Source organism: uncultured Caulobacter sp., from assembly GCF_937900395.1.
In the GTDB taxonomy this organism is placed as follows: Bacteria; Pseudomonadota; Alphaproteobacteria; order Caulobacterales; family Caulobacteraceae; genus Caulobacter.
Genome location: NZ_CALCDX010000192.1, coordinates 1 through 22,785 on the forward strand (window position 1 = coordinate 1; position 22,785 = coordinate 22,785).

The 22,785-nt window shown below is 68.3% G+C and carries 19 protein-coding genes and 1 tRNA gene; 3 read left to right on the forward strand and 17 right to left on the reverse strand.

Annotated features, from left to right (window positions below; translation table 11 throughout):
- On the forward strand, window positions 1–566 hold a 566-nt coding region (locus Q0379_RS16510), incomplete at its 5' end, for a substrate-binding domain-containing protein (protein ID WP_299013862.1).
- Window positions 567–624: 58 nt separating this feature from the next.
- Window positions 625–2,901: a beta-glucosidase gene (locus tag Q0379_RS16515; protein ID WP_299013864.1), complete on the forward strand. Its 2,277-nt coding sequence runs from the start codon at window positions 625–627 to the stop codon at window positions 2,899–2,901.
- A 68-nt stretch (window positions 2,902–2,969) separates the two neighbouring features.
- Here Q0379_RS16515 and Q0379_RS16520 read toward each other — a convergent pair.
- The 8 genes from Q0379_RS16520 to Q0379_RS16555 all read right to left on the reverse strand — a co-directional run bounded on the left by Q0379_RS16520 (window position 2,970) and on the right by Q0379_RS16555 (window position 11,395).
- Window positions 2,970–3,046 (reverse strand) — tRNA-Arg (locus tag Q0379_RS16520).
- 78 nt (window positions 3,047–3,124) lie between these two features.
- Complete coding sequence (locus Q0379_RS16525) at window positions 3,125–4,210, reverse strand: esterase-like activity of phytase family protein (protein ID WP_299013866.1); 1,086 nt, start codon at window positions 4,208–4,210, stop codon at window positions 3,125–3,127.
- The gene (locus Q0379_RS16530; RefSeq protein WP_299013868.1) at window positions 4,207–5,382 is read right to left on the reverse strand and encodes a glycosyltransferase 61 family protein; all 1,176 of its coding nucleotides are present in this window, start codon (window positions 5,380–5,382) and stop codon (window positions 4,207–4,209) included. Before Q0379_RS16530 ends, Q0379_RS16525 begins: the two co-directional genes overlap by 4 nt.
- A gap of 7 nt (window positions 5,383–5,389) precedes the next feature.
- The gene (locus Q0379_RS16535; RefSeq protein ID WP_299013871.1) at window positions 5,390–6,475 is read right to left on the reverse strand and encodes a glycosyltransferase 61 family protein; all 1,086 of its coding nucleotides are present in this window, start codon (window positions 6,473–6,475) and stop codon (window positions 5,390–5,392) included.
- The gene (locus tag Q0379_RS16540) at window positions 6,472–8,928 is read right to left on the reverse strand and encodes a glycoside hydrolase family 99-like domain-containing protein (RefSeq protein WP_299013874.1); all 2,457 of its coding nucleotides are present in this window, start codon (window positions 8,926–8,928) and stop codon (window positions 6,472–6,474) included. The genes Q0379_RS16535 and Q0379_RS16540 overlap by 4 nt, the downstream gene beginning before the upstream one ends.
- Window positions 8,925–9,845 carry a class I SAM-dependent methyltransferase gene (locus Q0379_RS16545; protein ID WP_299013877.1) on the reverse strand — a complete coding sequence of 307 codons (921 nt, stop codon included), beginning with the start codon at window positions 9,843–9,845 and terminating at the stop codon, window positions 8,925–8,927. Before Q0379_RS16545 ends, Q0379_RS16540 begins: the two co-directional genes overlap by 4 nt.
- Entirely contained in the window at window positions 9,842–10,594 is a 753-nt protein-coding gene (locus Q0379_RS16550) for an ABC transporter ATP-binding protein (RefSeq protein ID WP_066684948.1), read from the reverse strand. Before Q0379_RS16550 ends, Q0379_RS16545 begins: the two co-directional genes overlap by 4 nt.
- Window positions 10,595–10,603: 9 nt before the next feature.
- A complete protein-coding gene (locus Q0379_RS16555) occupies window positions 10,604–11,395 on the reverse strand; it encodes an ABC transporter permease (protein ID WP_299013888.1) in 792 nt (263 codons plus the stop codon).
- A 229-nt stretch (window positions 11,396–11,624) separates the two neighbouring features.
- Here Q0379_RS16555 and Q0379_RS16560 point away from each other — a divergent pair, with 229 nt between their 5' ends.
- A complete protein-coding gene (locus Q0379_RS16560; RefSeq protein WP_299013890.1) occupies window positions 11,625–13,373 on the forward strand; it encodes a hypothetical protein in 1,749 nt (582 codons plus the stop codon).
- A gap of 43 nt (window positions 13,374–13,416) precedes the next feature.
- Here the strand turns inward: Q0379_RS16560 and Q0379_RS16565 are convergent, their stop codons facing one another.
- The 9 genes from Q0379_RS16565 to Q0379_RS16605 are packed head-to-tail and all read right to left on the reverse strand — an operon-like array spanning window position 13,417 to window position 22,625.
- A complete protein-coding gene (locus Q0379_RS16565) occupies window positions 13,417–14,529 on the reverse strand; it encodes a chemotaxis response regulator protein-glutamate methylesterase (protein ID WP_299013893.1) in 1,113 nt (370 codons plus the stop codon).
- A gap of 2 nt (window positions 14,530–14,531) precedes the next feature.
- Window positions 14,532–15,392: a CheR family methyltransferase gene (locus Q0379_RS16570; protein WP_299013896.1), complete on the reverse strand. Its 861-nt coding sequence runs from the start codon at window positions 15,390–15,392 to the stop codon at window positions 14,532–14,534.
- A gap of 55 nt (window positions 15,393–15,447) precedes the next feature.
- Window positions 15,448–15,924 (reverse strand): chemotaxis protein CheW, encoded by a 477-nt coding sequence (locus tag Q0379_RS16575; RefSeq protein WP_299013899.1) that lies wholly within the window; start codon window positions 15,922–15,924, stop codon window positions 15,448–15,450.
- A complete protein-coding gene (locus tag Q0379_RS16580; protein WP_299013902.1) occupies window positions 15,921–17,723 on the reverse strand; it encodes a methyl-accepting chemotaxis protein in 1,803 nt (600 codons plus the stop codon). Before Q0379_RS16580 ends, Q0379_RS16575 begins: the two co-directional genes overlap by 4 nt.
- Window positions 17,724–17,781: 58 nt before the next feature.
- A complete protein-coding gene (locus Q0379_RS16585) occupies window positions 17,782–19,461 on the reverse strand; it encodes a methyl-accepting chemotaxis protein (RefSeq protein ID WP_299013905.1) in 1,680 nt (559 codons plus the stop codon).
- 17 nt (window positions 19,462–19,478) lie between these two features.
- A complete protein-coding gene (locus tag Q0379_RS16590; protein WP_299013908.1) occupies window positions 19,479–19,967 on the reverse strand; it encodes a chemotaxis protein CheW in 489 nt (162 codons plus the stop codon).
- Window positions 19,968–19,978: 11 nt separating this feature from the next.
- On the reverse strand, window positions 19,979–21,943 hold the full coding sequence (locus tag Q0379_RS16595; protein WP_299013911.1) for a chemotaxis protein CheA: 1,965 nt from the start codon (window positions 21,941–21,943) through the stop codon (window positions 19,979–19,981).
- The gene (locus tag Q0379_RS16600; RefSeq protein WP_299013914.1) at window positions 21,940–22,305 is read right to left on the reverse strand and encodes a response regulator; all 366 of its coding nucleotides are present in this window, start codon (window positions 22,303–22,305) and stop codon (window positions 21,940–21,942) included. Before Q0379_RS16600 ends, Q0379_RS16595 begins: the two co-directional genes overlap by 4 nt.
- Window positions 22,302–22,625: an STAS domain-containing protein gene (locus tag Q0379_RS16605; RefSeq protein WP_299013917.1), complete on the reverse strand. Its 324-nt coding sequence runs from the start codon at window positions 22,623–22,625 to the stop codon at window positions 22,302–22,304. The genes Q0379_RS16600 and Q0379_RS16605 overlap by 4 nt, the downstream gene beginning before the upstream one ends.
- Window positions 22,626–22,785 lie beyond the last annotated feature (160 nt).

A 22,785-nucleotide genomic window follows, 5' to 3' on the forward strand; every position in this document is an offset into this window, starting at 1 on the left:
TGGACGACCGCGCCGCCGCGCGGGAGGTGGTCGAGCACCTCTTCTCGCTGGGCCACACGCGGATCGGCCACATCGCCGGCCATCCCGACCACGCGGCCAGCACGCACCGACGCAACGGCTTTTACGAGGCCTACGCCGCGAGAGGCCTGCCCCGTCCGGGGCCCGAGCTGGTCGTCGAAGGTCAGTTCACCTTCAAGACCGGCCTCGACGCGGCCAAGACCCTGCTCGACATCGCCGATCCGCCGACCGCGATCTTCGCGGCCAACGACGAGATGGCCGCGGCCACCTGCATGGAGGCTCAACGCCGGGGCTTGCGGATTCCCGACGACCTTTCGGTGGTGGGCTTTGACGACCAGCCGATCGCCAGCGTGATCTGGCCCAGCCTGACCACCATTCGCCAACCCTTCGAACAGATGGCCCTGCGCGCGTTGCAGACCTTCGCGGCGTGGAACGCCAACGAAGGGGCCGGCAAAACCAACGCCCCCTTCCTGGCGCGCCATTCCCTGGTGGTGCGCGAATCCACCGGCCCCGTGGGCGGCGGCTCGCCGCCCGGCCGAAAGCCCTGACGCCCGACGCGGCCACGAAAGCCGCGTGGGCCAACAACGCGAACAAGACGGAGGAAACATGACCCGGACGACCCTGCGCGGCCTGACGCTGGCCTTGCTGATCGGCGCCTCGGCGTCGGCCCTGACCGCCACCGCCGCCCTGGCCCAAGCCCCGGCCGCCGCGCCCTCCGCCCGCCCCTGGCTCGACGCCAAGCTGGACGCCGACAAGCGCGCCGACCTCGCCGTGGCCGCGATGACCGACGACGAAAAGTTCACGGTGATCTTCGGCTACTTCGGCGCCGACATGAAGCCGAAGTACACGCGCCATCCCGACTCGCTGGACGCCTCGGCCGGCTACGTGGCGGGCGTGCCGCGCCTGGGCATCCCGGGCCAATGGCAGACCGACGCCGGCGTCGGCGTCGCCACCCAGGGCGCGCGCCAGGACCTGCGCGCGCGCACCGCCCTCCCCGCGGGCATCGCCACCGCGGCCACCTGGAACCCCGAACTGGCCGAGAAGGGCGGCGCCATGATCGGCAAGGAAGCCCGCGACTCCGGCTTCAACGTGCAGCTGGCCGGCGGCGTGAACCTGGTGCGCGAGCCGCGCAACGGCCGGAACTTTGAGTACGGCGGCGAGGACCCCTGGCTGGCCGGCGTGATGGTCGCCGCCCAGATCCGCGGGATCCAGTCGAACAAGATCATCTCGACGATCAAGCACTACGCCCTGAACGCCCAGGAGACCGGCCGCTTCGTGGTCAGCTCCAACATCAGCGAGACGGCCGCGCGGACGTCCGACCTGCTGGCCTTCCAGTTCGCCATCGAGCAGTCGGACCCGCATTCGGTCATGTGCGCCTACAACCGGGTCAACGGGACCTACGCCTGCGAGAACGACTGGCTGCTGAACACCGTCCTGAAGAAGGACTGGGGGTACAAGGGCTACGTCATGTCCGACTGGGGCGCCGATCACTCGTCGGCCAAGGCGGCGAACGCGGGCCTCGACCAGGAGTCTGCGGGCGACGCCTTCGACAAGCAGCCCTTCTTCGCCGCGCCGCTGAAAGCCGACCTGACCGCCGGCCGCGTCAGCCAAGCGCGCATCGACGACATGGCCCGTCGGGTGCTGCGCGCCCTGTTCGCCAGCGGCGCGGTCGATCACCCGGTCCCCACGCCGACCTCGCACGACCTGCCCGCCGCGACCCTGGCCGCGCACGCCAAGGTCACCCAGGCCGACGCCGAGGAAGCCATCGTCCTGCTGAAGAACGACGGCGACCTGTTGCCCCTGGCCAAGACCGCCAAGACCATCGCTGTGATCGGCGCTCACGCCGACGTCGGCGTGCTGTCTGGCGGCGGCTCGTCCCAGGTCTATCCGGCCGGCGGCCGCGCGGTGAAAGGCCTGGAGCCGGCTGCCTGGCCGGGCCCGGTGATCTACTACCCGTCGTCGCCGCTGAAGGCGCTGCAGGCCCGCTATCCGGACGCAAGGATCGTCTATGACGACGGGACCGATCCGGCCCGCGCCGCCAAGCTGGCGGCCGAGAGCGAGTTGGCCCTGGTCTTCGCCGACCAGTGGACCACCGAGTCGGTCGACGCCGAGACGCTGAACCTGCCCAAGAACCAGGACGCCACGATCGACGCGGTCGCCGCGGCCAACAGGAAGACGGTCGTCGTGCTTCTGACCGGCGGTCCGGTGGTCATGCCCTGGCTCGACAAGGTCGGCGCCGTGATCGAGGCCTGGTACCCGGGCACGGCCGGCGGCGAAGCGATCGCCCGCGTGCTGACCGGCGAGGTCGACGCCTCGGGCCGCCTGCCCGTCACCTTCCCCAAGAGCGTGGCCGACCTGCCTCGCCCGAAGCTGGATGGCGATCCCAACAAGCCCGACGAGATGTTCGACGTGAACTACGACATCGAGGGCGCCGCCGTCGGCTACAAGTGGTACGACCTCAAGAAGATCGAGCCGCTGTTCCCGTTCGGCCACGGCCTGTCCTACAGCAAGTTCGCCTATTCGAACCTGACGGCCGCCGCCGCCGGCGACAAGGTGACCGTCAGCTTCGACGTCAAGAACGTCGGCGCCCGCCCCGGCAAGGACGTGCCGCAAGTCTATGTGTCGCCGAAGGCTGGCGGCTGGGAAGCGCCCAAGCGGCTGGCGGGCTTCAAGAAGGTTTCGTTGGCGCCGGGCGCGACCCAGCGGGTGACGCTGACCGTCGATCCCCGACTCCTAGCGTCCTGGGACGAAAAGGCGCACGGCTGGTCGATCGCGGCCGGCGGGTACGATATCGCTCTGGGTTCTTCGTCGAGAACCCTGGTCGCCAACACCCCAGTCATCCTCACCAGCACCAAGCTGCCGGTGTCGCCAAGAACACGATAGCCCCAATTCGCCAGCGATGCGCATAGCGTCCTGCAAAGTGACCACGCTCCATCGCCTCAATCCCGCCCTGGCGGCCCGGGAGGGACTCGAACCCCCGACCTTCGCTTTAGGAAAGCGCTGCTCTATCCTGCTGAGCTACCGGGCCGCGGCGCGCGCGGGTCAGGGTGCATAGCGTAAGTTGACGGGCGTGCGAACCCCCGGCGGGGCGCGAAGCGTCTTCGACCTACGGCGCGACGCGAAGGACCAGGATCTGGTTGATCTGGTGGGCGTCGTAGTTGTCGTCCGAGGCCAGCACCAGGGTGCGCGCGCCGTCCTTCTGGCGAGGCCCCCACGCCATGGCCTCCAGATTGTCGATCCGAACTCCCAGGCGGTCGAAATTGACCAGCAGCCGCTTCTCGGCGACGCGGACCGGGCCGTCGGCCAGGCTGGGACGGCGGGAGACATCCTCGGCGCGCGACAGATCGGCCAAGTAGAGACGCACATGGTAGCTATACCGGCCGTCCGCGCCCTTGATCCCCGAGCGTTCCAGCACCAGCAGCCGCCCGGCGTCCAGCGCGAGGATCTCGCTGACGCCGTTGTCGCCGACGCCCACCGGCGAAGCGGCCTGAACGGGGTCTATGGGATAGGCGTACTGGGCCAGCACGCGTCCCGAACGATCAAGACGGCTGAGGCGGGTGAGGCCGCCGGCGGCGACCGAGGGGATCGGACCGTCCTGGACGAGCGGCCACTCCATCGACACCCACAGAGATCGTCCGTCAACGGACCATGACAAGCCCTCGAAGGTCGCGTTCTTGCGCGCGCCGGTCCGGCCGTCGGGCTGGAAGCGAAGATTTTCAGGCGCGATGTGGCGCGCGATGGAACGGCCATCCCGGCTCAGGCGGCGAACGGCCGGCGGATCGCCGTGCTCGAAGTCGCCTTCCGTCGCCCAGAGAAGATCCTGGCCGTTGGGGTCGAAGCGGATCGCCTCGCCGTCAGCGGCCTCGGTCCCGGCCTTCCGGTCGGGGAAGGTCGAGCCGTCCTCGCGACGTAGGGGGATCATGGCCTCCAGCGCCGGGCCGCAGGGCGCGCCAGGGCGCAGGTCGAGCCGTCCGAGGAAGGCGTGGGAGGGGCCGCGCTCGGACTTGTCGTCGCTGATGAAGGCCCACAGGCCTGAGCGCGGATCGTGGTCGATCCCGGAAATTCCGCCGTAGCCTCCGCCATCGAAGACGAGGCCCTTGGGCGTCTCGCAAGCCTTGATCAGGGTCGCGCGGGGCGCGGCGGCGGCCGGCGCGGCCGTCATCAGGAGCAGAGCGAGAAAGACGGCCCTCACAGGCGAAGCGCCGTCGCCAAAACCGGGCCGTCGTCCCAGCCGGCCATCTCCGCGCAAGCCTCAGCGCGCTCCACGGCGATGCTCAGCTTGCGGCGGAAGTCTTCCGGGTCGATCCGGAAGGGCTGTTTCCGGGGTTCGATCGAATAGAGCCGCGCCTCACCATCGTCGGGCAGGATGTAGCCGACGTCGTGGCGCCGGAAGTTGGCGATCCGTGACTGGACCTCCACCAGCCAGTTCAAGGACACCACCTGGCATCCGGGTGGCGACAACAGGGTGTTGTGCAAGCCCGAACCGAACTCGCCCGCCACGACGCGCGCGCGGGAAAAGACTCGCGCCTGCTCGTCCCAGCCCAGGGTCTCCGGTCGCAGCAGGGTCAGGCCGAGCTCTTCGGCGATCGCCTCGATCTCGGCCTCGTTCTCCATCTCGCGGAAGGACTGGGGCGTGCGCACCCCGCCCCGGCTGACGAACACCTTGTCGAAGCCGCCGCCCCGCGGGTGCTTCAGCGCCTCCCGCTCCAGCTCCCAGCGCAAGAAGTCGTGGAAATAGTAGTCCTTGTGCAGCATGTGCGGCAGCAGGACCGTTCCCACCTCCACGGCCTCGTGCGCGGAGTTGTAGGTGACGATCTCGAGATCCGGGATGAGTGACCGGGCGATCGCTGTCATGTAGCCCGGCGCGGAGGCCGGCAGCAGCAGCGGCGCGGCGACGCCCGCCTCGATCAGGGCCCGGATCAGGAAGAGCTTGGGATACATCTCGGTCAGCCAATGACCCCAGACGTAGTTGAAGTGCGTGATCACGAACGCCTTGGGCAGGCTCAGACGGACCGGCGCGTCGAAGCCCCAGGTCTCCGGGGTTATGTCGTGGTCGTACCAGTGCTTGATGTAGAAGGGGTACGGTCCCTCGGCGTAGACGAGCACGTCGTCCAGCTTGAGGTGCGCGCCCCAGCCTCCGACCACGGCGCGATGCACGACCATGAGATCGATATCCGGCGCGACGACGGGCGTGAGGTCGTGGAGGGCGTTCAGCATATCGCCCGCGCAAGGCCACAGCATCGGCCGCGGCGGAATTGGGCCGCTGGACGACATGAGTTTCACCCTCGCCGCCCGGTGCGCGCCGCCCATGGCCTCGGCGAGCGAGACCCGTTCGGCTTGGGAAAGATCGATCGAAACGGCCATCGAACGCCTACGAAGCCCTGTCGAGGAAGGCCAGGAAGGCTTCCAGGTCCAGGCGCCAACTGAACGCGGCGTCTGGACGAAGGTCGCCCGCCAGCAGCATCTCGATCTCGGTCGGCGGCGAGGCCTCCACGAAGGCGCGCCAGTCGGCGCCGATCACTCGGGCGACATCCCGCGCCCAGACCGGCTCTCGTCCGTTGGACTGGATCTCGACGATGCGCGCGCCGGTCCGGCAGAACAGGACATTGGCGAGGGCGGCGCCGCTTTGGGCGACGATGATCTCCGCCCCGTGAAACAGGGCGATCTGATCACGCACCGACAGGCCGTCCGGCCGCACGATGGCGTAGCCGCGGGCGGCCATCGCCGCCTCGAGGTCCGCCTCGTTGAGCAAGGTCCGCCGGGTCGCGCCAAGACGGCTGACATAGAGGCGGCGCGGCGTGTCCGGGCTCTCCTTCAGGGCGGCGTTCGCCAAGAGGCTGTCGCGCACCGTCCGCAGAGACGGCCCCGGCGCGTCGATGAAGCGCTCCGCCGGCGCCGCCAACAGCGCCTCGCCCAGCCGCGCGACCGGCGCGTCGATCTCGATCGGCATGGCCGCCTGGTCGCCCAGCATCAGGCGCAGCAGGACGCGTTGCCACGGGAGCAGCGGCGGCGCGACAGCCGGAAAGCGTTCGAGGCCGTCGGCGTCGAGAACCGCGCGCAGGGCCGGCAGCGCCTCGATCAGGAAGTGGCTGTAATTGTGGAGCGCGGCCCAGTCCACGAACACCGTCGCGCGCTCGAAGACCGGGGCGTCCGTGGGCGGCGTGAACAGGGTCGTCTCGCCTTGCCGGCGCGCGCCCGGCAGGGCGGCGAGCGTCGGCGTCAGGGCCAAGGCCTCGCGGACGGAGCTGCTGAACACCCGCCCCCGGTCGTCTAGCACCGCGCCGAACGCGGGCGCGTGCCAGACATTGGCCACGCGAAAGACGTCTGGGGCCAGGGCCTCGGTCTCGGCGACCATCGTCAGGGCGACCGGCTTGGGGCCGCGCTTGGCCGGCCGACGGGTCGCCGCGGTCAGAAGCCGCCGCCCCGCTCGCCGCGCCAGGCCGGCGAGCCGCCTCACAGCTCAAAGCTCGCGCGATAGCCCGCCCGGGCGACGATGGCGGCGGTCAGGCGCTCAATCGCGTGGGCGGTCGTGCCGTCGACACGGCCCAGCTCCGGCTCGAAGGCGATTTCGGCGTCGGTGAGGCTGGCGAGCGGCGCGAAGGCCTCCGTCCGCCCCCAGAACATCGAGCCGGCCGCGAACGGCGTCTCGGGCGCCAGCTTCAGGCCCATGCGCCGCGACAGCCGGTCGACGGCCTCGCGATTGTTGTCCATGACGTCGGGATCGCCGATCCGCATGCGCGATCCGGATGACGCCAGCAGGCCCAGCTTCGGGTCCTGGGCGAAGGCGCGCAGGGCCAGCGTCGCGGCCTCGCCGCCCAGCAGGCCGTCGACCAGCTCGGCGCGCCATTCGTCGCCCTTGGCGCGGTGCGGCGAGCGCTTGGAGTGCAGCTTGCAGAACACCGAATAGCCCAGGGCCCGCGCGCGGCGCAGGGTCTCGACGAACGGACGGATGTCGCGGCCGCGGTTCTCGGCGATCGCCAGATACGCGGTCGGGAAGGCCGCGCGGGCGCGGGCGAGGTCGGCCTCATCCCACGTCTCCGGCACGGTGATCATCAGGTCGAGGACATCGGCCGTCGCGGACAGGCGCTCGGCGAACCAGTCGATCAGCTCCGGATAGAAGAGGTGCAGCAAGGTCACCGCCTCGGCGCGCTTGGCGAAGGCCGCCTGGGCCTGCGCCACCAGCGGATGGGCGTCGGTCAGGCGCGGCTGATAGGCGCTGAGCGCGGCGCGGGTGGCGTGCAGATAGCCGTGGCCGAACCAGCGGTCGGGCTCGAGATAGGCGCCCTCCCCCCACTCGTTCCAGGCGTTGACGAACACCATCGCCTCGCCCTTCGGATGCCGCGCGACGGCGTGGGTCAGCGCGCCCGAGAGCCAAGTCAGGTAGCTTTCGGGATCGGCGTTGTGGAAGGCGTGGCCGGCCCAGGGCTTGCGCGCCTGGTTGTCCCAGCCCGGCATGACGCCCGGCACGTAGGCCGCGTCGACGCGGGAGAGCTCCGACAGCTTGTGCCGGACAACCGCCGGATAGTCGTAGACCTTGCCGGTGAAGTTCTCGTGCAGCGGCGTCACCGCCTTGGTGATCTCGCCCTCGACGATGGCGTGCGGCGGGAAGTCGATGATCCCGTCGAAGCCATGGCCGGCATAGTCCTGGAAGCCGAACGCCGTGGTGCACAGCAGGCGCAGCTCGCCGAGGCCCATGGCGCGCGCCTTGGCCCGCCAGCGGTCGGTCGTGGCCTTGGCGTCGGGCAGGATCTCGGGGCGGTAGAGCACCAGAACCGGCTTGCCGTCCACCCGCAGATAGCGCGGGTCGCGGATGTAGCGGACCATGTCCTCGAACACGGCCTCGTCGTCCTCGGGCGAGTGCTTCTGGCCCATCAGGACGTCGGTCTCGTCGCCGTCCCAGCGGCGCGTCCAGTTCTCGTTGGCCCAGCACAGCGCGAACGGCAGGTCCAGCGTCGGATCGGCCAGATAGAGCTCGATCGGCTTTTCCAGCAGGCGTTTGCCGGCGAACCAGTAGTAGTGGAAACAGAAGGCGTGGACCCCGGCCCCCTTGGCCAGGTCGACCTGCTGGGCCAGCACCTCGCGCTGGCGCAGGTCGTAGAAGCCGAGATCGCCCGGCAGGCGCGGCTGGTAGTGGCCTAGGAACTGCGGCTGAGCCTTGGAGACGTTGGTCCACTCGGTGAAGCCCTTGCCCCACCAGGCGTCATTCTCCGGGAACGGATGAAACTGCGGCAGGTAGAACGCCACGACCTTCGGCGCGTCGCCCGGCAGGGTTATCGGCGCGGCGATCGGCGCCGCGAAATGAGGGCTGCGCAGGTTCTTCGAGACCTGGATGGCGTGCGTATAGGTCGCGCGCACGGGTCCGGCGTCATGGGTCTTGGCGCGGCTGGCGCGGGCCTGTTCGACGACCGCGCGGCCCTTGCGCCAGACAGCGCCGACGGGCTGACGCAGCGGACCGAGGGCCGGCTTGATCGCCTGGATCGCCACGCCCTTCCATCCGCGCGGGTCCTTGCCCAGATGCCCCGCCGGCTTGACCGCGATGTCGAGCACGGTGAAGCGGCACGGTCCCTCCGAAGGGTCGAGGCGCAGGCGCAGCAACTGCCGGCTGCGCGCCGGCAGCGAGGCGAACCAGCCGTCCGGACCCGCCTTCAGCCGCGCATAGGAATCCTCGGAAAAGCCATCGCCCCAGTCGGCGAACAGGGCCGGACCGACCAGCTCGCCGTCCAGCGCTTCCAGCTTCACATCGACGCGAACCGTCCGCGCCGCCCGCAGGGCCGCGCGCTCAGCCTTGGACGGTGTCCAGATCAGCTGCGGATCATCGCCCGTTCCGACCAGCACGACGCGCCCTTGCACGTCGACGCCTTCGATCGCGACATCTCGGCCAGGCTTGAGTCCGGAGGGAAGCGCCGTCATGCCTTGCCCGTCAGACTGGCGAACAGACGCCCCAGGAAGCCAGGCCGCCCTTCGGCGGCGCGCTTGCGGATGACCACCGCCGCTTGCCAGAACTGCGCGGGATCATCGACATAGCGAACGACCTCGCCGCCGTGCGGCGCGGCTTCCTTGGCGACGAACTTGGCCGTCACCACGGTCTCGCCGAACACGTCGGGCCCGCGATAGTCGCCGCCGCCCGACGCCAGATAGGCGATCCCCTCGCGCGCCAGGTCTTCGCGCAGGCCGGGCAGCAGATCCTTGTAGACGGCCAGGGCCGCCAGCCAGGCATTGGGCGAGCTGGCGTCGGTGGCTTCGAGGAAATCCAGGAAGCGCGGCGGCTCGACGGTGAAGACCAGCAGGCCGCCCGGCGCGAGCACGCGCAGCAGCTCGGCCAGCCAGGCGCGGAACAGATGCGGCGGCAGGTGGGTGAACACCGAATAGGCGGTGATCAGGCGGAACGAGCCGTCCTCGAAAGCCAACGGTTGGCCATTGGCGATCGTCTCGAAGCGTCCCGGCAGGTCCGCGCCGTTGCAGAACGCGACCATGTCGGGGTCGATATCGACGCCCACCATGTTCTCCGCCTGGAAGTCCCGCAGGAAGAACCGCCCGATCCGCCCCCAGCCCGCGCCGAAGTCGAGATAGCCCTTGCCGGTCGAGCGCCTGTAGGCCTTGTCGTCCATACTCTCCTGGGCGAAGGCGTAGAACTTGCCGGCCTCGTCCAGCGCGTCCTCATAGGCCGAGCCGACGAACTGCCGCTGGACCTCGGCCGACGGGAAGTCGGGGAAGACGCAGCCGTCCTGCACGCGCTCGGACACCGAGCTTTTCAGACGGTCGATCCAGGCGTCCAGCGCGAGGCCCTTGATGTCCTCGTGCGCGAGGGGACGGACGGCGTCGGTCATGCGGCTTGGGTTTCCCGGTAGGCCAGCCAGTCCTCGGTGGACCCGAGGAAGGCGATACGGCCGGCCTGAAGTTCGCAAACGCGGTTGCAGACGCGTTTGACCAGGTCGTGGTCGTGCGTGGCGAGGACGACGATCTTGGCCTCCTCCACCATCTTCTGCATGCGTTGACCGGCCTTCTTGACGAAGTCGGCGTCGCCGGCGCTGAGCCATTCGTCCAGCACCAGGATGTCGGCCTCGAACTCGGTGGCGACCGAGAACATCAGGCGCGCCAGCATGCCGGCCGAATAGGTCCGCACCGGCAGGTGCAGGAAGTCGCCCAGGCCCGAGAACTCGGCGATCGCGTCGACGCGGCTGTCGATCACCTTGCGCGGCAGACGCCGCATCAGGCCCAGCTTGTGGATGTTGCGAAGGCCCGTCGCCTCCATGTCGATGCCGGCGTTGATGGCGATCATCGAGGTGATGTCGCCGTCGATATGCAGCTCGCCCCGCGTCGGATGATAGATGCCGGCGATCACCTTCAGCAGGGTGGTCTTGCCCGAGCCGTTGTGACCCACGAGCGCGATGCGGTCGCCCTCGTTGATCTCGAGATTGATGTCCGACAGCGCCTTGACCGCGGCCACGTCGCCGGCCGCCTTGTACATCTTGCCGCCGACCGCGAGGTTGAACACCGCGCTGCGCAGCGACTGCGAGCGCAGGCTGTAGACGAAATAGTCGAGATCGACGTGGGTCAGCTTGATCTGGTGGGTCATCGCCGTCTCCTAGAGCCAGAAGACCACGCGCTTGCGGAACATGGCCAGCAGCGTCAGCGCGACGACGGCCAGGACGCCGGTCGTCCCCAGCACCCAGATCCAGTCGCCGGCGGCCGGGGCCTGTCCCAAAAGCGGCGCGCGCAGCAGGTCGACCTGGTGCGCGAACGGGTTCAGCTCGACCACCCAACGGCGCTGCGCGCTGACATGATCGGCCATCCAGAACACCGGCGTGACGTAGAACAGCAGCTGCACGACATAGCTCATCATATAGGCCACATCCCGGAAACGGGTCGACGGGACGGCGATGATGAAGCCCTGCAAGCAGACGATCACCAGCACGAGGGCCACCGCTGGGATCAGCGTCCAGTGCGGAACGACGAACTTGTTCAGCACCAGCATCACGCCCCAGAAGGCGATCAGCTGGAAAAGGAAGTTGGTCGCGGACTTCTGGGCGTGCAGGAAGACGTAGAAGCTCAGCGGCAGGCGCTGGCTCTGCATCAGGCCGGCGTTGTAGAGGAAGATCGCCTGGGCCTCGGCGATCGTCGTCCCGACCAGGGACCAGGCCAGAAGCCCCGCCACCACCTGCGGGTAGCTCTTGGACATGTCCACGCCCATCAGCATGCTGACCACAAAGGCTAGGGCGAAGGCGATCACCAGCAGGTTGCAGGCCATCCAGAACGGCCCGAGCACCGAGCGCTGGAAGCGCGACGCCGTCTGGTCCAGGCCAAGCCGCCACCACAGGGGCGCCAGACGAACGCCGTCGGCAACGTCCTTGAGGGCCGCCATCACTGGGCTCGGCATGCGGTTCCTTCCTCGGCGACCATAGACGGGCCCGAATTCAACATCATCGCGACCAAATCAGGGCCGAGGCCGCCGGTCGCCAGCTTTCGGCGCCTGCTTACAGAGCGCCGCGTCGCGCGACAATGGTTCGGCGCGTCGCCGATCGCCGGTCTTTGAGAAATGTGTCCCGCCTTTACGGCAAATTCGCACATTCGAGCCACGATGGCGCGTAATTCTCAGCGGCGATTTCATGGCCTCTTCTTCTCTGGCGCTCAAGGCGTCTTCCACCACCTCCGCCGACCGCACGGGCGCCTGCCTCGAAGCGGCGCGCAGCGCGATCGAGGGTCGTTTCCTCGAGGTCGGCGATGTTCTGTCGCGCGCCGTCGACGGCATGGGCGCCCTGATCACCGCGCTCGACCGCATGAAGGAAAGCCTGGACGGCGACAGCGTCGCGACGGCCGCGCGCGAACTGGGCCAAGCCTCCGACACGCTGCGGCAGCTGCCGCAAAGCCTGGAAGGGCGTCTCGAGAATCTGAGCGGTCTCGTCAAGGTCGGCGCCGACCTGACCAAGTGCATCGAGGAGATGCACAAGCACCTAGCCTACCTTCGGGTGTTTGGCGTCAACATCAAGATCACCTCGGGCGGCATCGCCGCCGCGGGTCCGGAGTTCGCGATCTTCGCCCAGGAGATCTGCGACTGCATCGAGCTGGGCCGCACCCAGCTCGACACCTTCCGCGCCGATCTCGCTGCGCTCGACGGCGATCTGCGCCAGGCCCTCGGCCAGGAAGCCGATCTCGCCCGACGATGCGACGAGCTCCTGCCCGCCGTGCCGGACTCCCTGGTCGCCCAGGTCGCGGCGATCACCGCCCACCAGGCGCGGATCGGCGAGATCAGCCAGCAAGTCTCCGGTCTGGCGCGCGAGGTGCGCAAGAAGGTCGCCTCGGCGCTCGCGGCGCTGCAGATCGGCGACATCACCCGTCAACGGATCGAGCACGTTCAGTTCGGGCTTTCCCTGCTGGACGCGTCGGAAGTCCGCGCCCTGCCCGCCGAGGCGCGCGCGCGGCTCGAGACCTTCCTGCGGCGGCTGCTGATCGCGCAACTGGACGCCACCACGGGCGACTTCCGCCGCGACGTCTCACGCATCGGCCTAAATGTCGGAGCCATGGCCGCCGACGCCAGCGAAATCCTGCGCCTGCGCGACCATGCCGAGGGCCAGGGCGGGGAAGGCAACTTCCTGCGCGACCTGGAAGCCAATGTCGGCAAGGCTTTCGCCCTGGTCGACGACATCGAGGCGGGCGAACGTTCCGCCGAAGCCGTCAGCCGCTCGGCCAGCCGTTCGGCGCGGGACCTCGCGGCCCAGGTCGCCGCCATCCAGAACATGCGCGCCGACGTGCAGATGATGGCGATGAACACGACGCTGAAGTGCTCGCGCATCGGCGAAACCGGAAAGCCCCTGGGCGTCATCGCCATCGAGCTTCGCCAGCACGCCACCCATCTCGAGGCCTCGGCCGGCCACACGCTGGCGGCGCTGGAGTCGCTGTTCGGGTCAACGACGGAAGAAGAGATCTCCGAAGCCGAAGACTTGGCGCCGCAGGTCAGCGCGGCGTCGGCCGCGGCCGAGGCTCTGCGCCAGGCGGTCGAGCGCATCCGCAAGACCGGCGACGAAGTGGAGGGCGATCTCGCCCAGGCGGCCGATCAGGGCGGCCAGGTCGTGGCCATGCTGAAGCAGGCCGCCGCGCGCTTCGATTTCGACCGCCAGGTCGGCGGCTATCTTGATGAGGCGTTCGAGCTTCTGGCCCGGGACCTCGGCGACGACGACCGCGTCGACGACCTGGCCGCGATCCTCGCGCCGCTGATGGCCAGTCTGTCGCGCACCTACACCATGGCCCAGGAGCGCGAGGTTCACGCGCCATTCGCCGATCAGGTCGGCGAGGTTCCCGAGCTGAATCCGCACGCCCAGCCCCCCGCGGCGCAAAGCGACGACGACGTCTTCTTCTAGGTCTCGGAGGCTCAGCGCACGAGGCGCCCGCCAATGGGCGGGCTTAGCGCTTGGAGGCTTTCAGAACTTCGGCGGCGATCTGCTGCAACGGGACCACCCGGTCGACGCAGCCGCGCGCGATCGCCTCCTTGGGCATGCCAAAGACCACCGAGGTCGCCTCGTCCTGGGCGATCGTGAAGGCGCCGGCCTGCTTCATCTCCTCGAGGCCGCGCGCGCCGTCATCGCCCATGCCGGTCATGATCACCCCGACCGCGTTTGAGCCGGCCGAACGGGCGGCCGAGCGGAACAGGACATCGACCGAGGGGCGATGCCGCGTGACCAGCGGACCGTCCTTGACCGAGACGAAGTAACGCGCGCCGCTGCGCTCGAGCAGGGTGTGCTTGTTGCCGGGCGCGATCAGCACCCGGCCGCGCAGCACGGTGTCGCCGTCCTCGGCCTCCTTGACCGAGACGGCGCAGATCCCGTCCAGACGCTGGGCGAACGAGGCGGTGAAGCGCTCGGGCATGTGCTGGACGATGACGATGCCGGGCGAGTCCGGCGGCAGGGCCTCCAGCACCGCCCGCAGCGCCTCGGTGCCGCCGGTGGAGGCGCCCATGCAGATGATGGTCTCCGTGGTCCGGGCCATCGCCTTGCTTCCGGGCGAGGCCTTGGGCGGCGGCGGCAGCATGGCGTCGGCGGTCAGCTTGCGCTCGGGTTCATAGAGCGGACGATCGACCGAGATCGGCGGCCGTCGCGCGCCCGACACCTTGGCGCTGGCCGCGGCCTTGACCGCGTCGCAGATCCGGATGCGCGACTCCATCAGGTGCTCGGCGACCCCGACCTTGGGCTTCAGCACGATATCCACCGCGCCGGCCTCCAACGCCTGCATCAGCGTCTCGCCGCCCTCCTCGACCAGGGACGAGCACATGACCACCGGCACGGGATGCTGGGCCATCAGCTTGCGCAGGAAGGTGATGCCGTCCATGCGCGGCATCTCGACGTCGAGGGTGATGACGTCCGGAATCTCATCGCGGATCCGGCGGGCGGCCACGAAGGGATCCGAAGCGACGCCGATCACCTCGATGTCTGGATCGGCCTCCAGAACGGCCGTCAGCGTCTGCCGCACGGTGGCGGAGTCATCGACGATCAGGACTCGGACTTTTCGACCTGCGGGCACGGCTAGGGCTTCTGGAACACGGTGTTGGCGACCTGTCGGACCGGAAGATCCAGCCCGACGATCGACTCAGAATGCCCCAGAAACAGATAGCCGCCAGGGACCAGATGGTCGCAGAGACGTCCCAGCACCTTGGCCTGGGTCAGCTTGTCGAAATAGATCAGGATGTTGCGGCAGAAGATGATGTCCAGGTCGCGATCGACCGGATAGGTCTCGTCCATCAGGTTCAGGCGCGCGAAGGACACCTTGGAGCGCAGGTCCGGCCGTATGCGGACCTCGCGGAGCGAACGGTCCTTGGACTGCATCAGGTACTGCCGCCGGCGGGCCATGGCGACCGGCTCGATCATGACCTCGGGATAGCGACCGGCCACGCCCTTGGCCAGGACGTCGGTGCAGATGTCGGTCGCCAGGATGCTGTAGTCGAGGCCAGGCCGGTCGGCGACGAAGTCCTCCAGGACCATGGCCAGGGTGTAGGCCTCGGCGCCGATCGAGGCCGCCGCGCTCCAGGCGCGGATCGGCTTGCGGCGTCCTTCGGTCAACGCCGGCAGGCCCTTCTTCTCAAGAAAGTCGAAGTGCGACGGTTCGCGGAAGAACTCGGTCTTGTTGGTGGTGACGACGTCGATCAGATGGACGGTCTCGGCCTCCAGCCCCCCGTCGTCGAACAGGAACCGGCAATAGTCGTTGAGGTTGGTGTGACCATAGGTCCGCATCCGTCGACGCAGACGCCCCTCGAGCATGGTCTTCTTGCTGCCGGGCATCTTGATGCCGCTGTAGTCATGGATGAAGGCCGCCAGACGCGCGAAGTTCTTGGCGGACAGCTGGTCCGCTTGCGGATCGATCGACTGCGCGAGAGGAGCTGGCGACACGGGTTCTTCTTTCGTGAGGCGCCGATGCGCCCTTCTTGTTTCTGACGCTTGCGGTTCAGGCGGCCTGGGCGAGCAGCGCGGCGTCCTGGCTGGTCAGCAGTCGGGGCAGGTCGAAGATCACGACGAAGCCGTGGTCCCGCCGGACGACCCCCTTGATGTAGTCCGATCGCCACGGCACGCCGATGTCCGGCGCGGCTTCGATCTGCTCGGGTTCGAACGTCGCCACCTCGATGACCCGGTCAGCGACCAGGCCGAGGGACAGGATCCGATCCTCGATCGGCACGTCCAGCACCAGGATCCGCGTCGCCAGGTCCGGCGTCACGCGCGGCAGTCCCAGCTTGGCGCGCAAGTCCAGGGTCGGCGTGCCCCGCCCCCGCACGTCAGTCAGCCCCAGCAGATAGGCGGGGCCTTCCGGCAGGGCGGAGGGCGGGCTGTAGTCCAGGATCTCGCGCACGAAGGCCACGGGCACGGCGAACACCTCGGCGCCCAGGCCCAAGGTCACGCACTGCCGCTCCAGGAAGACTTCACTCACGCGACATACTCCCTGAACTCGCCGTCCTGATCGTCAGGACCGCCGTTGGTAAGGTCCAGCGCGAAGCCCGCGGCGCGAGCCTGCTGGGCGGCGACCGGGACGCGGACGGGCGACTTGGCCGGCGTCCTGGCCGCTGCGGGGGCCGCGCGCTTGACCTGCGGTCGGCCCATCGATCGGCGGGCCTGGGCGGCGCTTTCGGTGCGAAAGTAGGCGATCGAGGTCTGCAGCTCCTCGGCCTGGGCGGCCAGCTCCTCGGACGTGGCGGACATCTCTTCGGAGGCCGAGGCGTTCTGCTGGGTGACCTTGTCCAGTTGCTGGATGGCGTCGTTGATCTGGCCGGCGCCGATGTCCTGCTCGCGGCAGGCGGCGCTGATCTCCGAGACCAACTCCGCCGTCTTGCGTATGTCGGGCACCAGGCTCGTCAGCATCTCGCCGGCGGTCTGGGCGGCCTTGACCGTATCGCTGGAAACCGCGCTGATCTCGGCGGCGGCGCTCTGAGAGCGTTCGGCCAGCTTGCGCACTTCCGAGGCGACCACGGCGAAGCCGCGGCCGTGCTCGCCGGCCCGAGCCGCCTCGACGGCCGCGTTCAGGGCCAGCAGGTCCGTCTGGCGGGCGATTTCCTGAACGATCGTGATCTTTTCGGCGATCGTCCGCATGGCGTCGACGGCCTTGCTGACCGCCTGGCCCGAAGTCTCCGCGCCGATCGCCGACTGACGAGCGATCTTCTCGGTCTGGTTAGCGTTGTCGGCGTTTTGCTTGATGTTGGCCGCCATCTCTTCCATCGAGGCCGAGACCTGCTCGAAGGCCGAGGCCTGTTCGGTCACGCCCTGGCTCATCTGCTCGGCGGTCGCCGACAGCTCCTGGCTGCCCGCCGAGACGTTCTCCGAGGCCGAGATGGCGTCGGCCACGATACCGCGCAGGCGATCGACCATCCGCTCCAGCGACAGCCCAAGGACATCCTTGTCGGACAGAGGCTTGACCTGGATGGTGAGATCGCCGTCGGCGATACGATCGGCGAGGCCGGCGGTAGCTTGAAGGTTCGACGACATGTGATTGATCGTGTCGACAAGATCCTTGATCTCGTCGTTGCTTGTCACCTTGACCTGTTGGCCAAGATCGCCCTGAGCGACGGCATCGGCTAGCACCGAGATGGCTTTCAGACCCTTGGTGATGTTCAGCGCGATCCAGGCCGCGGCGGCCGTGGCCACGGCGGTCGCGGCCACGACCAGGCCGATCAGCACGTTCCTCAAGTGGGCGAAGTCCGTGTCGGCCTTGGCGACGGATGCTTCCAACTGCTTGTCGGAGACCACCACCAGCGCTTCGACCTGCTCGCCGATTTCGGCGGCCAGTTGGTGGGACTCGCCATTTGAAATGGCGATGGCTTCATCGTGGCGTCCTTGCCGGACAAGTTCCCGCAGGCGATCATCGACGGCCTCGAAGCGCTTCCAGGAATGGTCGAGATCCTCCCATCTCGCGCGGGAGTCGGCGGGAACCTGCTCGAGGGTCTTGGCCATCAGCTGATCGAACGTCTCCCGATCCTCGTCGATCCGTCGTGAGAGGGCGGTGATCTCTTGAACACTGTCGGTGGTGAGCATGCTCTTCTCGGCGCGTGTCACGTCCAACGCGCGGATATTGAGCTGCTGAGCCGCCTTCAGACGCCCCGCCGGCCCCGAGACGAGCGCATCCATCTCCTTGTTCGCGTTCGCCAAGCCCGTCAGGCCGAACAACGAGGTACCGATCAGGAGCAGAATCAGGAACCCGAAAGCCAGCGCCAGCTTGAGCTTGATCGTTAACCGCATAGGACGTCCCTCATGATTGGGACGAGGTCCCCCTCGGACCTCGTCGAGGCGTTGAGCTTCAGGCGTACTCACGGAAATCAGCGTCGTCGGCGTCGGGGCCGCCGTTGGTCAGGTCCAGGGCGAAGCCCGCGGCGCGGGCCTGCTGGGCCGCGACCGGGCTGCGAACCGGCGCCTTAGCGACGGGCTTGGCCGCGGGCGAGGGACGCTTGGCGGCCGGACGGGGCGCCGGACGGCGACCATGGCCGCCGCTGTCGGTGCGGAAGTAGGAGATCGAGGTCTGCAGTTCCTCGGCCTGGGCGGCCAGCTCCTCGGACGTGGCGGACATCTCTTCCGAGGCCGAGGCGTTCTGCTGGGTGACCTTGTCCAATTGCTGCAGGGCGTCGTTGATCTGGCTGGCGCCGATGTCCTGCTCGCGGCAGGCGGCGCTGATTTCCGAGACCAGCTCGGCGGTCTTGCGGATGTTCGGCACCAGGGTGGTCAGCATCTCGCCGGCGGTCTGGGCCGCCTTGACCGTGTCGCTGGACACCGCGCTGATCTCGGCGGCGGCGCTCTGAGAGCGTTCAGCCAGCTTGCGCACTTCCGAAGCGACCACCGCGAAGCCGCGGCCATGTTCGCCGGCCCGAGCGGCCTCGACGGCCGCGTTCAGGGCCAGCAGGTCGGTCTGGCGGGCGATCTCCTGCACAATGGTGATCTTCTCGGCGATCGTCTGCATGGCGTCGACGGCCTTGTTGACCGCCTGGCCCGAGGTCTCGGCGTCATGGGCCGATTGGCGGGCGATCTTCTCGGTCTGAGAGGCGTTGTCGGCGTTCTGCTTGATGTTGGCCGTCATCTCTTCCATCGAGGCCGAGACCTGTTCGGCGGCGGCGGCCTGTTCGGTCGCGCCCTGGCTCATCTGCTCGGACGTCGCCGACAGCTCCTGGCTGCCCGACGAGACGTTGTCCGAGGCGGCGATGGCGTCGCCCACGATGCCGCGCAGGCGCTCGATCATGACGTTCACATGGCCCAGCAGGTCGCCGATCTCGTCGCGCGAGGTGATCTCGGCGGTCTTGGTCAGGTCGCCTTCGGCCACGGTGCGGACCGCTTCCGAAGCGCGGGCCAGGCCCTTGCTGACCACGGTCGAGATGTAGACGGCGGCGGCGACGGCGATCAGCAGCGAGATCACCGAAACGCTGATCAGCAAGTTGCGCGCGCTCTTCGACGCCTTGTCGGCTTCATCGGTGGCCTGGTTCAACTGGTCGTTGGACAGCGTCACCAGCTCATCGACCTTGGCGACGGCGTCGGTGATGGCCTTGCGGCTCTCGCCCATGGTCAGGGCCGTGGCTTCCGCGTCCTTGTGCTCGAGGGAGAGGGCGAAGACCCGCGTATGGACCTCGGCCATCGTGTTGTAAGCGGCCTCCAGCGCCAGCCAGCGCGGCTTGCCCTCGGCCGAGGCGAGACTCTTGGCCTTGTCGAGAAGACCTTCGACGGTCGCCTTCTCCTTCTGGATCGAGGCCTCGAACTTACGAATCTCGACGACATCGTGCGACAGGACCATGTTCTTTTCGGCCCGGACGATGTTCAGCAGGCGAATGTTGATTTCCTGGGCGAGCTCCATGCGCTTGACCGGCGCGGCCAGCACGCCTTCCAGGCTGTCCTGGGCGTTGTTCAGTTCGCGCATGGCGAACAGGTTTCCACCCACCAGGAGGAGGATAAGAAGGCCGAAGGCCGCGGCGAGTTGCAATTTGATCGTGAGACGCATGGGAATACTCCGGCCGCTCAGCGGGCTTGGCTCGTATGGAGAGGGGTGACCGAGGCCGTCTGGCCCCGAGCGGCGAAAATCTGATCAAGGTCGGGGATGACAATCAGGTCCCCCTCGCGCCGGGCCAGCCGGCGGATGAAATCGGTCCGCCAGCGCAGGCCGATACGCGGGACCTCTTCGGTGGTCTCTTCGGTGATCGTGGTGACCTCGTGCACCTTGTCGGCGCGCAGGCCGATCAGGGCCGGTTCGCCATCCAGCGGGTGCTCGATCACGACGATCCGCGTGTCGATTGTGGGGTCGTTGCGCTCCATCTCGAACGCGACGCGCAGATCGACCAGTGGAATGATCCGCCCACGGAAGTTGATCACGGCCCCGACGAACAGCGGCGCGCCGGGCACCTCGGTCTCGGGCTGAAGATCCAGCACCTCGCGGACCAAGCTGGCCTCCAGGGCGAAGGTCTCGCCCTGCAGGTCGAAGGTCAGGGCTTCGATAGCGTGTTGGCTCATGTACGCTCCCCCTAGCCCGCCGCGCGCATCTGGGCGTCGTGACGCTGGCCCAGATGAACCAGGACCGGAATGTCGAGGATCAGGGCCACCCCGCCATCACCCAGGATCGTCGCGCCCGAGAAGGCGCCGATGTCGGCGTGGAAGCTGGACAGCGGCTTGATGACCGTCTGGTGGTCGCCGAGGATCTGATCGACGACAAGGCCAACGCGGTCCTGGCCGGTCGAGACGACGACGATCTTCTGGTGCGGATCGGGCGCGCTGCCCGTCTTGAACTGCTCGCGCAGGCGGATGAACGGCACCAGTTCGTCGCGCAGGGTGATCAGGCTGCGGCCGGTGGAGCGCAGGTCCTGGGCCGGCGACAGCTCGACGCATTCCTCGACATTGGCTAGCGGGATCACGAAGCGGCTGCCGCCGACGCGGACCAGCAGGCCGTCGATGATCGCCAGGGTCAGTGGGATGCGCAGCGAGACCACCGAGCCCTCGCCCGGGTTGCTGGTGATGTCCAGCGAGCCGCGCAGGCCTTCGATGGTCTTCTTGACCACGTCCATGCCGACGCCGCGGCCAGACAGGTTGGTGATCGTCGCCGCCGTCGAGAAGCCGGGCGCGAAGATCAGGTTCAGCAGCTCGTTGTCGGTCAGGGCCTGGCCGGGCGCGATCAGGCCGTTCTCCTCGGCCTTGGCCCGCACCCGGTCGCGGTCGACCCCGCGACCGTCGTCGGTGATGGTGATCAGGACCTCGGCGCCGGACTGGACGGCCGAAAGGCGGATCAGGCCCGCCTCGGGCTTGCCGGCGGCCAAGCGCTGCTCGGGCGTCTCCAGGCCATGGTCGGCGGCGTTGCGGACCAGGTGGACCAGCGGATCGGCCAGACGCTCGATCACCGTCTTATCAAGCTCGGTCGTCTCGCCCTCGATCTGGAGGTCGATCTTCTTGCCGGTGTCATGCTGCAGATCGTGGATCAGGCGACGGAAGCGGCCGAACAGCTGGATCACCGGCACCATGCGCACGACCATCATCGTGTCGCGCATCTCGGCGGCCAGGCGCTCGATCTCCTCGGCGACGGCGCGCAGGGCGGTGTCGAGGCTGGAGGACGCCAGCTGCTTCAGACGGGACTGGGCGATGACCAGCTCGCCCACCCGGTCCATCATCTCGTCCAGCCGCTCGGCGGGGACGCGGACGGTCTCGCCGCCGGTCTTCGCGGCGCGCGTGTCCTGGGCGCCGGTCTCGGCGGGCTTCTCGGCCTGGACCGTAACGGCCGACTTCTCCTCGCTCGAAGCCGTCTCTATGTCGGCCGACGCGGTCACTTCCTCGACCTCGAGGGTCATCTCGTCGATCACGAAGATGAAGACGTCGTCGATGGCGTCACGGCCATGCGGGGTGGTCAGCAGGACCTCCCAGGCCAGGCGGCACTCGGTGGGGACCAGGTCCTCCAGCATCGGCACGTCGTCGGTGATCACCCGGACCCGGCAATCGCCCAGTTCGCGCAGCTCGTCGAGCAGCGGCAGGGGACGGGCGCCATTGACGAGGGCGTCGGCGGGCAGGCTGAAGCGGATCTTCCAGACGCGCGCGGCCGGATCGGATGGTGCGGCCGAGACTTCGGGCGCCTCGCCCCCCTCGACGGCGGCGTGCAGGTCGGCCAGCAGCGCCTCGTCGGCGCCCGGCTCGACCGGTCGCCCCTCGGCCAGGGCGCGCATGTGGTCCTGAGCGGCCAGCACGCAGGCGACCAGACGCGGCGAGGCGGGAACCTCGCCCTTGCGCACGCGGTCGAAGGCGGTTTCGCAGTGGTGGGTGAAGGCGGCCAGGGCGTCGAAGCCGAACATGGCGCCCGAGCCCTTCAGCGTGTGCAGTCCGCGGAAGACCGCATCGATCAGGTCTCGATCCCCGGGACGATGCGCCAGGTCGAGCAGGCCTTGCTCGACCTGCTCCAGAAGCTCCTGGGCCTCCTGCCGGAACGTCTCGATGGGATCGAGGCCGCTCATTTGGCGAGGACCTTCTTGACGACCCGGACCAGCTGGTCGGGTTCGAACGGCTTGGTCAGCCAGCCGGTGGCGCCGGCCGCCTTGGCCTGGGCCTTCACGTCGGCGTCGGACTCGGTTGTCAGGAAGACGATCGGCACCCCAGCGCCGGCCGGCCGACCGCGCAGTTCGCGGATCATGGTCAGGCCGTCCATCACCGGCATGTTGAGATCGGTGATGATCAGATCGAAGCCGCCGGCCGAGGCCTTCTCAAGCCCCTCGGCGCCGTTGCCGGCTTCGCTGACGGCGTAGCCTTCGCTGCTCAGGGCGATCTTGATCGCCGCGCGGATGCTGACCGAGTCGTCGACGGTGAGAATGGCGCTCATGATTGTGTCTTTCCCCCAGACCAAAAGTTCAGGCGGTCGGAGTCGTCCGGCTCCAGGAAACCGCCGCGTTGCAGGACCTGGAGCAGGGCGCCCTCGGCGGGCTTCTCCAGACGGATCTCCTGGCCCTTGGCCGCCGCCGTGAGGCGCGCCGCTTCCAGAAGTTGAGCCAGGGTCAAGTCCGCGTCCTCGACCTCGTCGAGGTTCACGACAACCGGGCCGCCATGCTCCATCCCCGCGACCAGGATCGCGTGGGCCTCAGAGATACTGGAAACTGTCACACTTCCCGAGAAGCTGACTAAATATTCATCAGTTCTGGACACAACACCCCCGCGCCCATTAAAATATACCCGCGTTCTCTACGGGCCTTATTCTGGATCTGAACCTGCGGGTTCCAGCCTTAAATTGAGGCAAATTTATCAACCTAGGCGTCGGTGACATTCCGCCACGCGCGACGCGATGTCACAGGCCCTGCGGGAATGG

Bases quoted from the DNA above. Each gene is read 5' to 3' on its own strand.
- Q0379_RS16530 (WP_299013868.1), bottom strand. From the start codon at position 5,382: ATGGCCGTTTCGATCGATCTTTCCCAAGCCGAACGGGTCTCGCTCGCC.
- Q0379_RS16600 (WP_299013914.1), bottom strand. From the start codon at position 22,305: ATGAGCGCCATTCTCACCGTCGACGACTCGGTCAGCATCCGCGCGGCG.
- Q0379_RS16585 (WP_299013905.1), bottom strand. From the start codon at position 19,461: ATGCGTCTCACGATCAAATTGCAACTCGCCGCGGCCTTCGGCCTTCTT.
- Q0379_RS16540 (WP_299013874.1), bottom strand. From the start codon at position 8,928: ATGACGGCGCTTCCCTCCGGACTCAAGCCTGGCCGAGATGTCGCGATC.
- Q0379_RS16590 (WP_299013908.1), bottom strand. From the start codon at position 19,967: ATGAGCCAACACGCTATCGAAGCCCTGACCTTCGACCTGCAGGGCGAG.
- Q0379_RS16545 (WP_299013877.1), bottom strand. From the start codon at position 9,845: ATGACCGACGCCGTCCGTCCCCTCGCGCACGAGGACATCAAGGGCCTC.
- Q0379_RS16580 (WP_299013902.1), bottom strand. From the start codon at position 17,723: ATGCGGTTAACGATCAAGCTCAAGCTGGCGCTGGCTTTCGGGTTCCTG.
- Q0379_RS16560 (WP_299013890.1), top strand. From the start codon at position 11,625: ATGGCCTCTTCTTCTCTGGCGCTCAAGGCGTCTTCCACCACCTCCGCC.
- Q0379_RS16595 (WP_299013911.1), bottom strand. From the start codon at position 21,943: ATGAGCGGCCTCGATCCCATCGAGACGTTCCGGCAGGAGGCCCAGGAG.
- Q0379_RS16555 (WP_299013888.1), bottom strand. From the start codon at position 11,395: ATGCCGAGCCCAGTGATGGCGGCCCTCAAGGACGTTGCCGACGGCGTT.
- Q0379_RS16515 (WP_299013864.1), top strand. From the start codon at position 625: ATGACCCGGACGACCCTGCGCGGCCTGACGCTGGCCTTGCTGATCGGC.
- Q0379_RS16550 (WP_066684948.1), bottom strand. From the start codon at position 10,594: ATGACCCACCAGATCAAGCTGACCCACGTCGATCTCGACTATTTCGTC.